We start from the raw sequence: 12,904 nt of genomic DNA on the forward strand, positions 1-12,904 counted from the left end.
AGATATGTATCCGATGTAAAAAGAAGCACCATCCTGCCTGTACAGATGACTTTTCCCACTAGCGAACAGACTGTTAATATCGAGAAACTGATTTGCCATGGTAGGCACAAAGAAATTATATGCATGCACACGCATGGGTTTTTAGTGTGCTTTCGAATGATCCGGGCTGCCATGGCCGCCCGGATCGATGGGGCTGATTTTGCTATCGTTGACCTCGAAGAGCAGATAAAAAATTTGGTATGCCCCGTTAATACCGCACTGCAGAAAACCCTTAGCCCATAAAGGACATGTTGCCATGCACAATCCATTATTTGTCAGGAAAATTGCTGAGCTTGGCTTCCTAACCGAAGAGGATGCGAAGAATCTTCGGATAAAATTTCAGGGGAATGATCTGGATATCCTGAGTTTTCTGCACAAAGGTGGAGTGGCTTCCAAGGGGTTTTTAGGAAAGCTGTGGGGCGATGCCATTGGCTATGCCTATGTGGATCTGGTCAAAAGTATTTTTCAGCCCGATGCAATAGCCATGATCAAGCGGGATTTGGCCATGCAGAAGCAGGTTGTTCCTCTGTATCATCTGGGAAATGCCCTGACAGTGGCAACGGCCGATCCTCAGAATATTGCGGTTCTGGATATGGTTGCAAAGGTGGCGGGGGTTCCCGTAAGCCCTGTTTTTGCCTTTCTTGAAGATATTGAGGACGCTATTCAGGTTCAGTATCAGTCCAAAGAAAGTGTGGAAGAGTTCATCAATAAGCTTTCTGAGAACTCGTTATTTAAAGGTACCAGTAAAATTACGGACGAACAGCTGAAAAAAATTGCTGGCGATAAAGCCGTGGTGGATTTTACCAACGGGGTAATTCTTTTGGGGCTGAAGGAAAGGGCAACAGATATTCACATTGACCCCGGTGATGAGTTTGTTCGGATACGCTTCCGTGTAGACGGTATGCTTCAGACTCGTTTGAAAATGGATCTTTCCCTGTTGCCCCCTGTTGTTTCAAGGCTGAAGGTGATGGCAGGCCTGGATATCACGGAAAAAAGACGGCCTCAGGATGGTCGCATTTCCATGAAGCTGAAAAATCGTTCCATTGACATACGCTTTGCCTCTGCTCCTTCCATTGCCGGTGAAAAAATTGTCATGAGGCTGCTCGGTCAGCTGGCCGTTCAGGATATTCCCAGTGTGGAAGATCTGGATTTTTCTCACAGAACTTTTCGTCATATAGAGGCAGTGGTCAGTTCGCCCAACGGAGTCTTTCTTGTTACAGGTCCTACGGGTTCTGGTAAGACAACAACCCTTTTTTCCGTTCTTAAGCGTCTCAATACCGATGAAATTAATATTCTCACGGTAGAGGATCCCGTGGAATACCGCCTGGAAGGTGTCAATCAGGTTCAGGCCAATACAGCCGTAGGTTTGGATTTTGCCACTGTGCTGCGTTCGTTTTTGCGTCAAGATCCCGATGTGATGCTGGTCGGTGAGATCAGAGATCTGGAAACAGCCAGAATTGCATGTCAGGCAGCCCTCACAGGTCATATGGTACTTTCAACTCTGCATACGAATACAGCTTTACAGGCGAGTACGCGGCTGATGGATATCGGCGTGCCTTCCTATATTGTATCCCCGGCCCTTCTGGGTGTTATGTCCCAGCGTCTTGTCCGTCGCATTTGCGACCACTGTAAGGAATCCAGGCTGTTATCCGATGAGGAGGCAGATCTGTATTTTATAAAAGAGTCCGGAAAAAAAGTGCGGTTTTACAGGGGAAAAGGTTGTGTAAGATGTAATTTTACGGGTTATCTTGGCAGGTTGGCTTTGCATGAAGTTTTTCTCATAACCAATGAAATAAGGGATCTTGTTGCAAGGAATGCCTCCCTTGTGGAGATTGAGGCGATTGCAAGAGAGCAGGGATTTAAAAGTCTTTACCATGATGGCTTGAAAAAAGTGCTGCGGGGTATGACTACCATGGAAGAAGTGAATCGGGTCATCGATAAGGCCGTGATTCTGGACTGAACACAGGGCAGGAGTACCTATTTTTGGAATGGCATTTTGTTGTTGATAATACCTTTCTTGCAAAAACCATTACCAGTTTTGTGGTGGTAGGGGCGATTCTTCTTCTGCGTCATGGGGCGGTGCGCAGTATCCTTGGTCATGAAAATCTGGACAGCACCGTACGAAGACGCTGGGTGGTTACGGTACGGAATGCGGCAATTTTTTTTGTTATTTTTCTGATCGTGGTGATATGGATCGAGCAGCTGCAGGCTATTGGTGCGGGTCTTGTGCTGGTGGCGGCGGCTGTGGTTGTGGCAACAAAGGAGTTTCTTCTTAATATTATAGGGTATTTTTATAGAAGTGCCTGTCATGCTTTTACCATCGGAGACCGCATTGAAGTTAATGGTATCCATGGCGATGTGCTGGATCAGAATCTGATGGGAATTCGTCTTATGGAAGTGGGGTCAGGTATCCGGACCCATCAGTATACGGGGGTCAGTGTTTTTATCCCTAACGCGATTTTTCTCTCTGCAGCCGTCCGGAATGAAACCCATGCGGGTGAGGAATACGTCTTTCATATCATTACCATAACCGTAAAGGCGGGTGAAGACTGGCCCCATGCGGAGGCTTTGCTTCTGGAAGCTGCCAACGCAGTCTGTACGCCCTATCTGGAGAAGGCAAGGGCACGCATGCACACCATATCAAGGCGGCATGCTCTGGATGCTCCCGCTGTGGAACCCCGGATTAATCTGCAGATGCCGGACCATGAAAAAATTGCCTTTCAGCTCAGGGTACCCGTACCTGCCCGGAGAAGGGGCCGCATTGAAGCGGATATTTTGAGGCTTTATCTCACGGCTCAGTTCGGGGGATCGGGTGAGGAAGAAATATCCCATGGACTCTCCGGTCTGGTGCCAGCACCTTTCGGAAAAAGGGAAGACTGAAAACCATTATCTAAGTACGGTATGAATGAGCCAGCCTGTGTAGGAAATGTAGACCAGTACAAGCAGGATTCCTTCCAAACGTGAGATATTGCCGGGTTTGCGGAATCCGTACCCCAGAATGAACAGGGAAAATGTAAGAGCGGTCATAAGGGAGAGGTCACGTGTGAGGAGCATAGGATCGGCCGCCACCGGTCGGATGATACCGGCAATGCCCACCACAATCAGCGTATTGAAAAGGTTGGAGCCCAGAATATTACCCAGAGCGATGGCATCCTCACCTTTGCGCGCAGCCGCAAGGCTTGAGGCAAGTTCAGGCAGTGAGGTTCCAAGGGCGACAATGGTAAGCCCTATCATCAGATCCGAAATACCCATGACTTCGGCAATGGAGACAGCACCCCAGACCAGCATGCGGGAGCTTGCAATGAGAAGGGTGAGGCCCAGTACAAGGCGGAAGGTGAGACCTGCGGTAGAATTCTGCTGCTTTGAAAGATCCCTTAGTTCAGAACTTTTTTCCTGCTGATTCCCGGAAATACTCAGGTACATGAGAAGGACAAAAGTGACCAGCAGGACAGCCGCATTGGATCGGGAGACAACAAGGTCCATGAGCTGAACTACGGCCAAAAGCGTCACAAGCATGAGAACCGGCAGAGCTCTGCGCAGCACATCCGCAGTTACGGGTATGGGGCGGATGATGGCCGTAAGGCCCAGAATAAGGGCGATGTTGGCTATGTTGGATCCATAGGCATTGCCCAGTGCAAGGCCTCCCTGTCCGTCCATGGAAGCCATAGCTGAAACCAGCATTTCCGGTGCGGAAGTGCCGAAGCCCACAATGACCATGCCGATAAGAAGGGGCGACATGCCCAGTTTGCGAGCCAGTGCTGCAGCGCCATCCACAAAAAGGTCCGCACTCATGACCAGTATGATAAGACCGGCACCCAAGGCAGCCCATGCCCACAACATGCTCATTTTGTAATCCTTTTCTGATATGAAAAGAATCTGATGGAAGAAGTTTTGCCATGAAGCAGCCGGTTGGCTTAAAAAAAGCATGGTAAAAGTATGCTATTTCTTTGACTTTTGCCAGAAGATTCAGGAAACCATGAAGGCTTGTGGTTGGATCATTTCCCTTTTCCGGGTGGTATGAGGTGAAGGGCGATTATCCGGGTATGGTGTCAGTCATGGGTATGGGAAAAAAATGAAATCTTTTGTCTGTCATAATGTGCTTTGTCCGGCGGATGCGGATATCCGATGGCGTTTTCTGGGGAATAACCTTGTGCAGCCCTTTTCCTGCAGGGGGAGGACTTTTCTTGAGCTTGCACCGGAAGGTTTGACTCTGCTTGCAAGGGAGGCCTTCAGGGATGTCTCCTTTTTTCTGCGAACCGGCCACCTGGAACAGCTGGCTGTCATTCTTCAAGATCCCGAAGCTTCGGCCAATGACAGATTTGTGGCCATGGAGCTTCTGAAAAATGCGGCCATCAGCGCGGGCGGGGTTTTTCCCATGTGCCAGGATACGGGAACGGCACTTGTTATGGCTAAAAAGGGTGAACAGGTGCTGACCGGTGCTGACGATGCTTGGTGGATTTCAAAAGGTATCGGAGAGGCATACACAGAAGAGAACCTCCGGTACTCCCAGATGGCTCCCCTGTCCATGTATGAGGAGGTGAATACGCAGAATAATCTGCCTGCACAGATTGATATGGATGCGGTTCCGGGGGAAGCCTATGATTTTCTTTTTGTGGCCAAGGGTGGAGGATCAGCCAATAAGACCTTTCTCTACAATAAAACGGCCCAGACCCTCTCACCTGAGGAGCTCTTGCCTTTTCTTGGTAAGAGCCTGAAGGAGATCGGTACCTCCGCATGCCCGCCTTACCATCTGGCTGTGGTGGTGGGGGGGATGAGTGCGGAATATACCTTGAAAACCCTGAAGCTGGCCTCAACGGGGTACCTGGATTCCCTGCCGGATAAAGGTACCTCTCAGGGGCAGGGATTCAGGGACAGAAGCCTTGAGGCGGAGGTTCTTGCCATGAGCCGAAGGCTGGGGCTTGGTGCCCAGTTTGGTGGAAAATACTTCTGTCATGATGTACGGGTGATCCGCCTTCCACGTCATGGGGCTTCCTGTTTTATCGGAGTCGGTGTGAGTTGTTCGGCCCATCGGAATATTCTGGGCAGAATCTGCCTTGACGGACTTTTTCTGGAAGAGCTGGACAGGGACCCAGCCCGGTTTTTTCCTGATCCTGCATTTGATCCTGGAGATGCCGTTTCCATTAACCTGAATCAGCCCATGGATGCCATCCGGGCCGCCCTTACAAAACTGAAGGTTGCGACCCGGGTTATGTTGAACGGTCCAATGGTCGTGGCAAGGGATCTTGCCCATGTAAGATTGAAGGCCATGCTGGACAGGGGTGAAGAGCTGCCCGCGTATTTCAGGGATCACATGGTGTACTATGCAGGCCCCGCTAAAACACCCGCCGGTCACGCTTCGGGTTCTTTCGGACCAACCACCGCAGGGCGCATGGATCCTTATGTCCCCTGTTTTCAGGAAAAAGGTGCCTCTCTTGTCATGCTGGCCAAAGGGAACCGTTCTTTCGGAGTACGGGAGTCCTGCAGAAAGCATGGTGGTTTTTATCTGGGTTCCATCGGTGGTCCTGCGGCCTGTCTGGGAAAAGACTGCATTACAAAGGTGGAGATGATAGATTGCAAGGATCTGGGTATGGAAGCGGTGTACCGTATTGAGGTGAAAAATTTTCCTGCTTTTGTGATTGTGGATGACAAGGGCAATGATTTTTATGCGTCTTTTTTGAGATAACCGTAAAGAATGGGCAGAGGGTTCCCTCCGCCAGCCTGGGGATAGATCCGCTTGTCTGGGAGGGATAAAACAGGATTGCGGAAAACGCTGTCCCATGGGGTTCTGGCGGAACTGATAAAAAAACAGGATGATTGCTTCTTTTATCCGTGCTTGTCTGAATCAGGACAAGGTCACATTATGCAGCTGTTTCAGGCCCCCTGTCTCTGAATGATTATGGCCGGGGTAGCCGCTGAATCAACAGGACCGGGAATCAAAATAATAAGGATAGGATATATGGGCTGGATTGGAAAGCTTGTGGGAGGTACCCTTGGTTTTGCCATTGGTGGACCTTTGGGGGCCATTCTGGGAGCGGCTTTTGGCCATGGGTTTGATAAAAAAGATGATCTGTACCTCTCTGGAAAGGGAGGGCGGCCAGGCTACGGGAGCCGTCGCATTGAAGCGGGAGATGATGCCCGTCACATGACTTTTTTTGTGGCAGCTTTTTCCATGCTGGCCAAACTGACCAAAGCTGATGGCAGAATTTCTGATGTGGAGATTCGTACCATAGAAGAGATAATGGAAAAGGATCTGCGGCTTAATGTGGATTCCCGGAAAATTGCCATACAGATTTTCCGTACGGCGGTGCAGTCACCGGACAGCTTTGAATCCTTTGCAGGTCAGTTTGCTGAGGCTTTTCGCCATCAGCGTCAGATTCTTGAGCTGATGGCGGATATCCTGATGCGGGTGGCTGTGAGTGACGGAAAGCTGACCTCTGAGGAGGAGCGGCTGATTCGCCGTGCGGTGCAGATTTTCGGCCTTTCCGCCTCCTTTTATGAGCAGCTCCGCTCGCGTTATATGAAAAAAGGCACAGGATCCTATGATGTGCTGGGGCTGGATCCTTCCGCTACGGATGAAGAGGTGAAAAAACAATATCGCAGACTTGTCCGGGAATATCATCCGGATACCATTGCTTCTAAAGGACTGCCCGAGGAGTTTACGGAACTGGCGGAAGAAAAGTTCCGGACCATACAGGAAGCTTACGAGAGTATCAAAAAAGCAAGGGGAATACCCTGACCATACGGGACAGGAATTTCCTGTGTGAAGCGGAGGGATATGGATAGACAAAAGGGAATTCCGGGGGGACCGGTTGCCGTATGTTATAAAAACACAGGTATCCCGGAAGGTGTTCTGACCGGCAGATATGGGTTTTTGCGCTGGAGGCACTGGGCATCCGGGAGATAGCTTCATGGGTGGCGGTTATCATGGTTGCAGAACTGGGTATGGATGAGAACTGGCAGACGATCCATCTTGTATTTTTTTTGAAAGAAGTTCGTAATGTCCTTGTCAGGGAGGTTCCGTTGGCAATGGCGGAAAGTCCGGGTCACCCGGGAGAGGATGTGGAGTGATCCATATATATGTTGATGCGGATGCATGCCCTGTGAAAGAAGAGATTTATAAGGTTGCCCGTCGGCTGAGGCTTCAGGTTACCCTTGTGGCCAATGCCTTCATGCGGATGCCCCACGAACAGTGGCTGCATCTGCAGGTGGTGGGGAGCGGATCGGATGCGGCAGACAAATGGATTGTTGACAATGTTCAGGCCCATGACCTTGTTGTGACGGCCGATATCCTGCTGGCAGATCTGTGTATTCGCAAAGAGGCTTTTGTTCTGTCCCCCGTGGGGAAGCCTTTTACAGAGGAGAATATCGGCTCTGCAGTTGCCATGCGAAATCTTCTTTCCGATCTCAGGGGCAACGGTGAGATAGCCGGTGGTCCTCCTCCTATGGTCCAGAGGGATCGCTCCCGTTTCCTGCAGCAGATGGATCAGATGGTTCAGGTTGCCATGCGCAGAAAGTCGGCCCAGTGAGCGGAAGGATGTCGTGCCAGCTCAGTACATTGAGTCCCTATGGGTAAGATTGCCGGATTCAGAAGTTCTGGTGCAGGGAGGCAATGCGTTCCATGGCGGCATGCGCAGCTTTTTGTATGGGAAGAAGTGTTTTGTCGTGGAAGGCTTTCTGCTCCATCAGCGTCTGTAGGGCCGGGAGTATGAAGGTTTTGAAAAAAGGTTTCTTTTTTTCTTTCCACAAAAATGAAAAGGCGCCGAGCATCTGAAGGTTGCGACAGATGGCTGCATACCCGTATCCTTTTCGGAAGAATTCAGGACATACCCCTTCGGCTGCCATCAGGCTTACGGCCTTATCCAGCAGGTGGTGGCGCATGATTGGTGAAAGCCCTGCATAAGGGTCCAGCAGAAGAGCGGCAAGATCATACTGTAAGGGTCCCTGCATGGCCCCCTGAAAATCAATGAGGCGGATATCCTCTCCACGGATCATGATATTGCGACTTTGCAGGTCCCTGTGTATGAGGCCGTTGCAGGAGAAGGCAAGGGTCTGGTCTGCCAGATGGGAAAAGGCCTCATCCAGTCCATGGGGAAGGGGCTGGAGTCCTAGAAGGTCTTCGAGAAAGGCTGCTTGAAAGTATGCACACTCCCTCTTGAGGATGAGTGTTTTGTCATAGGCAGGAAAGGTGAAGCCCATTTCTGGAATAAAGCCTGTGAGGGCTTTTTTCATAGCAGGAAAAAGGCAAAGTATTTTTTCATAAAAGGGAAGGGCCGCATCCGTTCCGGAAGAAAGGATCCGGTCATGCAGCCGTTCATCCCCCAGATCTTCCGTTACGATAAGGCCGGCGAAAAGATCCCACCCCAGCATCTGTGGCACGGGGATGCCGGAGGCTTTGAGGTGGCGGCCCATGGCTGCAAAGGCCTGGGCTTCAGAGGGTCGGCTGAGTCCCTGGATGCCGTGGTCGGCAATGATAACGCTTTCATTGTCAGGCCAGCAGGCCCGAATCCACCGGCGGTCGGATCCGTCACCGGACAGGGACGTTTGTGAGGAGGGCGGAGTCTGTTTCAGGCGGCGGAAAAGTTGCTGCAAAGCAGCTTCCGTGAAACGGTCGGGAGAACCCAGATCCGACCAGCGGGTTGATGGGGGGAGGGTGAAGGCGTGGGGCGCTTTTCCTGCCCGGATCATCATTCTGTAAGCCTCAATGGAAGAGAAGGTCCGGTCTTTGGTAAAAAAAACAAGTGCTTCGGGAGACAGTAGCTGGATCCCGGTAAACGCCATTCGCTGGCAATTTTCTGGAACGGGGTCATCCCGGAAGCCTGTAACCCTTTCCGTGCATACGGCCACATGGGCCATATCGGCCGATGGCATGAGAGCAAGACTTGCCAGAGCTTGGTTTTGCTCATGAAAATTCAGAAAAGGGGCCAGCTCAAAGTCCGTATCGATATCTGCATTCATTACGAGCATGGTCTGCTCAGTGAAAAAATTCCTCATATTGGCAATGGAACCTCCCGTATCGAGAAGCACTCTTTCTCTGCGAAAAAAAACGGGGATGGGCCAGGGTGTCCGGATCAGATGACTTTCCAGCAGAGGGGCGAGGTGGTGGGTATTGATGAGGATGCTTTGTATACCCTGTTCCGCCAGATGATGGATAAGCCGGTCGATGATGGGGATGCCGCCGGAAGGAAAGAGGGGTTTGGGAAGGATCTCCGTATGGGGTCTGAGCCGGGTTCCACGGCCTGCAGCAAGAAGAATGGCGCGCATGAGATCGTTTTTCCGATGACAGTCTGAGGTCAGTCCGCTGGTTGTGGGGCCTGCATGTTGCCGCCGGTTCGGGTTGAACCGGCGCTTGGCAGTTATCAGGTTACAATGAGATTAATGTAGTGCTGTATGCGGTCTGCGTGGCGTGCAATGGATTCTTTATCCTCGGAGCCGCTGAGTCCGCAGCGCAGGAAAAAGGCAAGGCCGTTTTTATAGTTGACGCCGGAAAGGGCTTCTATGCGGTTGACTTCCCCCCTCTTGCTCATACGCTGCCCCATGGACTGGATTTTTTTCAGTCTGTTTTTGGGTTCCACAGAGTCTCCGGGATAGCGCATGAAGAAATTGAGAACCACCCAGTAGGATTCCAGATAGGTAAGCAGAAAGGCTGCAAAGAGTTTCAGTTTTCGCAGTCCGGAAGCTGTTACATTGTAGGTGTCCGGCAGGGTGGGGTGGGGGACCAGAATGGCATCATCAATAAATGCTTTCAGGTTTTTACGTACAAGCACTTCTGCGCTGCGGTCCGGATCCTGAAAAAATTCATCACTGAAGAACTCTGTCAGTTCCGCATAGGTAAGGTGCAGATCCGAGGATGTGAACTGCAGGGCATCCTTTTCCAGTATGGCCAGTGCTGTGTAGGCGGCTGGAATAAAAAAGGAAATAACATTGTTTTTGTAGTAGTCCAGTATGGGGCGCTTGCTTTCGTTCAGAACAATACGCAGATCTTCGTTGTTCTCGGGATTGCCAGAGTCCACAAAGCCGCGCTGAATGAAGGCCTCCGTTACCTGTCTCAGGGCATAGTCCGGATTGACCTGCAGGGTGTCAGCCATGCGGGTATTCATATGGTAGAGATAGGAAAGGTAGGCCTCCATAACTTCCTGAAGGCGGGAGTACGGAATGGTGGGCTGAAACAGGTTGAGAAGGCCTCCGGCCACAATCCCGTAGGGTGTGGCCACGCTTACCTGATTGATGGCATGGATGCACCGGTAGGCAAGGTCTGTGCAAATTGCCTGATGGGTTTCTTTGTCCAGGTTTGCTGCATGCAGATTTCTGGATGAAAAATACTGGTTTAAGGAAATGGGGCTGTCAAAGTTGACGTAGACTTTTCCGTAGCGGACCTTCAGGGATTTTCGTGCTTTGACCAGTTCTCCCATGCTTTCCGGCTTTTTCTCTCCCCCTCCCAGCTCATGAAGATAGGATTTTTCTTCAAGGACACGGTCATACCCTATGGATATGGGAACGATGGAGAGCTCCGGTGACACAGCTTGACCATAGGCATTCAGTGTCTGGGAGAGAAGGCCCATTTTGGGAGACAAAAGCTTGCCCGTCCGGCTGCGGCCGCCTTCAATGAAAAATTCAAGATTGAAACCCTCGGAGAGCAGTTTTTCCACATAGGAAGAAAATATACGGGAATAAAGCCGGTCGCCTTTGAACGTACGCCGGAGAAAAAAAGCCCCGCCTCCTCGGAAAATAGGACCCAGAGGCCAGAAACTTAAGTTTTTGCCTGCGGCAATATGGGGGCAGGGCATTTTGTTATGATGGAAGAGATAGGAAAGGATAAGGTAGTCCAGGTGACTTTTATGGCAGGGTACCAGGATCAGGGGACCTTTTTTTGCTGCTTTTCTGACTTTGGCCAGTCCTTCCTGGTCAACGGATATGCCTTCAAATATGTTTTTGAGCATCCAGGTCAGGACGATATCATAGGTTTTGATCCAGCCCATGGAATAGTTGGCGGCAATTTCGTCTAGGTAATCCTTGGCTTTTTTTCTTACGCTCTGCAGGCTTTTGCCTGTCTCATTGACCTCTTCTTCCAGAATCTGCTGTACTTTTTTGCTGGTCAGAATGGATTCTATGAGTTCTGCTCTTTTTTTAAGAACAGGCCCGGTAATGCTCTGGCGGTGCAGGGTGAATATTTCGTGAAGCCTGCGCCGGAGAAGCAGGGCCTGGTTTTCAGAGGAAAGGCCCTGAACCTCTGGTTCAAGAAGGAATTCCCTCAGGCAGACAGGATCGGAAAAATCGACAAAAACCTTGCTGTTGTTTTTGCGGATAAGAGTGATGAGGCGCCGTATTTTACCGGGTTCTTCCGCAGAACCGAACAGAATGTCGAGAATGGAGGGTGTGTCCCTGTGGGGGTTAATGCCGAAGAACAGTGTCTGAGGAAGAATGTAGATGGGTTCTTTGCCGCTTTTCTGCATATCAAGGAGGTGAGCAATGGAGTCCGTTCGGGATTTCAGGAAACGGCGTTCAAATCCCTTTTTACTGGAGAGGTAGAGAAAGCCCGTATGTCCTTGCCTGAGGCGGTTGCGGTAAAAGCCCTTTTCATAGGGGTCTGCCATTCGAAAATGTCTCAGGAAATAAAGGGTCTGCGCTGTCAGTATGCGCAGCGTCCTGAAAAATGGCTGAAAAAAGAATACCCTGTAATCGAGGCCAATGCGGGGCGCAGGCATTCCCAGTTTTGCATAGCGAAACCATGAGAACAGAAATTCCAGCGAGCTGCGTCTGGGGGTCGCATAAATCAGGATGGCATCATCAGGAAGCCTGTCCGTGGTTTCCTTGAGCTCAGGGCCGGTGGTGATATTGCGAAAGAAAAAGCGGAAGACGAGAGTCGACAACCATCCGGTTTTTGGGGACAGGGCTGCGGCATAGGGCTCATTGTCGTTGTCCATCTGGCGGTAAGCCCATATGCGGAAGGAAAAGGCAGGTTTTGTTTTCTTTTCTGGATCAGGAGTTTCAGGCATTATAAATCCTTGTTTTCTGCCGGATATGTTGGGTTCACGTCAGGGTAAAAGATACATGGATAATGATATTGTATCCACTTTAATCCATTAGCAGAGAAAGACCTCAGTGGCAACGGGTAAAGGCCTGAAAGATGGACGGACACCCTCTGATACAGCAGGGATGCGGTTGGGAGGGATGGCAGGTAATGCACGGTTTGATACCATGGCAGTTCCGGTTGGGCGTAAGGCGTTTTATGGCTGGTATGGAAAGTAAGGAACGGTTTCATTTTTGTGCTTTTCTTTTCGGTCAAAGTACCGTTCGGGTATATTTTTTCTTGCGGGATAAAGTGGCTTGTGGCAAGGTCATAAAGACACGCAGAATTTATTTTCAGGCTTGTCTTGCCCTCTGGGCTATGATATTTTCCCCGAAAATTATCAGGATTCAGTAAAATGCGGGTGTTTTTCGGAAAAGCAACCCAAAGAGGGCGATGACACAGGTAAACCTTGAATACCGGAAATACAATGTTTTTGACTGGATGGAACATTGAAGAAGGATCAGGCTACATTGTGGATCGCCAGGAATGATACTTATTTTAAAGGAGGCTTGTTTCCAATGAAAACGTTAGTGGGTGGTGCAGTTGCCGCTGTTCTGGGTGTGATTGGTCTTGCGGTGTGGTTTGGTGCCTTTCTTCAGCTGATTGCGGGTGCCCTTCCGATCATGCTTCTGATTGGTGGCGGCCTTGCCCTTTACCTTGGGTTCGATGAACTGAAGGACAGCTGGAAAAATGAAGAAGGTGTGGAAGTAAAAAGCGATAAAGACCGTATTGAAGAGCTGGAAAAAGAGCTGGAAGCCCTTAAAAAAGCCTGATTCCATATCCCTACAGCTGAATGTA

At 50.3% G+C, this 12,904-nt stretch carries 10 protein-coding genes; 7 read left to right on the forward strand and 3 right to left on the reverse strand.

Going from position 1 to position 12,904, the window contains the following annotated elements; genetic code table 11:
• The first annotated feature begins 295 nt into the window (after positions 1 to 295).
• The gene (locus OOT00_RS03375; RefSeq protein WP_265423880.1) at positions 296 to 1,999 is read left to right on the forward strand and encodes a GspE/PulE family protein; all 1,704 of its coding nucleotides are present in this window, start codon (positions 296 to 298) and stop codon (positions 1,997 to 1,999) included.
• Between the two features lie 23 nt (positions 2,000 to 2,022).
• Positions 2,023 to 2,919: a mechanosensitive ion channel domain-containing protein gene (locus OOT00_RS03380; RefSeq protein ID WP_265423881.1), complete on the forward strand. Its 897-nt coding sequence runs from the start codon at positions 2,023 to 2,025 to the stop codon at positions 2,917 to 2,919.
• Between the two features lie 6 nt (positions 2,920 to 2,925).
• Here the strand turns inward: OOT00_RS03380 and OOT00_RS03385 are convergent, their stop codons facing one another.
• Entirely contained in the window at positions 2,926 to 3,885 is a 960-nt protein-coding gene (locus OOT00_RS03385) for a calcium/sodium antiporter (protein WP_265423882.1), read from the reverse strand.
• A 226-nt stretch (positions 3,886 to 4,111) separates the two neighbouring features.
• Between OOT00_RS03385 and OOT00_RS03390 the strand changes: the two genes are divergently transcribed.
• The 4 genes from OOT00_RS03390 (at position 4,112) to OOT00_RS03405 (ending at position 7,565) form a co-directional block, all read left to right on the forward strand.
• Positions 4,112 to 5,722, forward strand: a complete 1,611-nt coding sequence (locus OOT00_RS03390) for a FumA C-terminus/TtdB family hydratase beta subunit (RefSeq protein ID WP_265423883.1) — start codon at positions 4,112 to 4,114, stop codon at positions 5,720 to 5,722.
• Positions 5,723 to 5,995: 273 nt separating this feature from the next.
• On the forward strand, positions 5,996 to 6,775 hold the full coding sequence (djlA, locus tag OOT00_RS03395; protein WP_265423884.1) for a co-chaperone DjlA: 780 nt from the start codon (positions 5,996 to 5,998) through the stop codon (positions 6,773 to 6,775).
• A 188-nt stretch (positions 6,776 to 6,963) separates the two neighbouring features.
• On the forward strand, positions 6,964 to 7,107 hold the full coding sequence (locus tag OOT00_RS03400; protein ID WP_265423885.1) for a hypothetical protein: 144 nt from the start codon (positions 6,964 to 6,966) through the stop codon (positions 7,105 to 7,107).
• Positions 7,104 to 7,565, forward strand: coding sequence for a YaiI/YqxD family protein (locus OOT00_RS03405; protein WP_265423886.1), 462 nt, complete (start codon positions 7,104 to 7,106; stop codon positions 7,563 to 7,565). The genes OOT00_RS03400 and OOT00_RS03405 overlap by 4 nt, the downstream gene beginning before the upstream one ends.
• 58 nt (positions 7,566 to 7,623) lie before the next feature.
• Here the strand turns inward: OOT00_RS03405 and OOT00_RS03410 are convergent, their stop codons facing one another.
• Together OOT00_RS03410 and OOT00_RS03415 are read right to left on the reverse strand one after the other, a co-directional pair.
• The gene (locus OOT00_RS03410; RefSeq protein WP_265423887.1) at positions 7,624 to 9,300 is read right to left on the reverse strand and encodes a sugar phosphate nucleotidyltransferase; all 1,677 of its coding nucleotides are present in this window, start codon (positions 9,298 to 9,300) and stop codon (positions 7,624 to 7,626) included.
• 95 nt (positions 9,301 to 9,395) lie between these two features.
• Complete coding sequence (locus OOT00_RS03415) at positions 9,396 to 12,032, reverse strand: 1-acyl-sn-glycerol-3-phosphate acyltransferase (RefSeq protein ID WP_265423888.1); 2,637 nt, start codon at positions 12,030 to 12,032, stop codon at positions 9,396 to 9,398.
• Positions 12,033 to 12,624: 592 nt separating this feature from the next.
• On the opposite strand from OOT00_RS03415, the gene OOT00_RS03420 reads away from it, so the two are divergent.
• Positions 12,625 to 12,879, forward strand: a complete 255-nt coding sequence (locus OOT00_RS03420) for a hypothetical protein (RefSeq protein ID WP_144684398.1) — start codon at positions 12,625 to 12,627, stop codon at positions 12,877 to 12,879.
• The last annotated feature ends 25 nt before the right edge of the window (positions 12,880 to 12,904 follow it).

This window comes from Desulfobotulus pelophilus (genome assembly GCF_026155325.1).
Lineage (GTDB): Bacteria > Desulfobacterota > Desulfobacteria > Desulfobacterales > ASO4-4 > Desulfobotulus > Desulfobotulus pelophilus.

Coding starts and splice junctions, on each gene's coding strand:
- OOT00_RS03375 (WP_265423880.1), top strand. CDS start 296: ATGCACAATCCATTATTTGTCAGGAAAATTGCTGAGCTTGGCTTCCTA.
- OOT00_RS03385 (WP_265423882.1), bottom strand. CDS start 3,885: ATGAGCATGTTGTGGGCATGGGCTGCCTTGGGTGCCGGTCTTATCATA.
- OOT00_RS03390 (WP_265423883.1), top strand. CDS start 4,112: ATGAAATCTTTTGTCTGTCATAATGTGCTTTGTCCGGCGGATGCGGAT.
- djlA (WP_265423884.1), top strand. CDS start 5,996: ATGGGCTGGATTGGAAAGCTTGTGGGAGGTACCCTTGGTTTTGCCATT.
- OOT00_RS03400 (WP_265423885.1), top strand. CDS start 6,964: ATGGTTGCAGAACTGGGTATGGATGAGAACTGGCAGACGATCCATCTT.
- OOT00_RS03410 (WP_265423887.1), bottom strand. CDS start 9,300: ATGCGCGCCATTCTTCTTGCTGCAGGCCGTGGAACCCGGCTCAGACCC.
- OOT00_RS03415 (WP_265423888.1), bottom strand. CDS start 12,032: ATGCCTGAAACTCCTGATCCAGAAAAGAAAACAAAACCTGCCTTTTCC.
- OOT00_RS03420 (WP_144684398.1), top strand. CDS start 12,625: ATGAAAACGTTAGTGGGTGGTGCAGTTGCCGCTGTTCTGGGTGTGATT.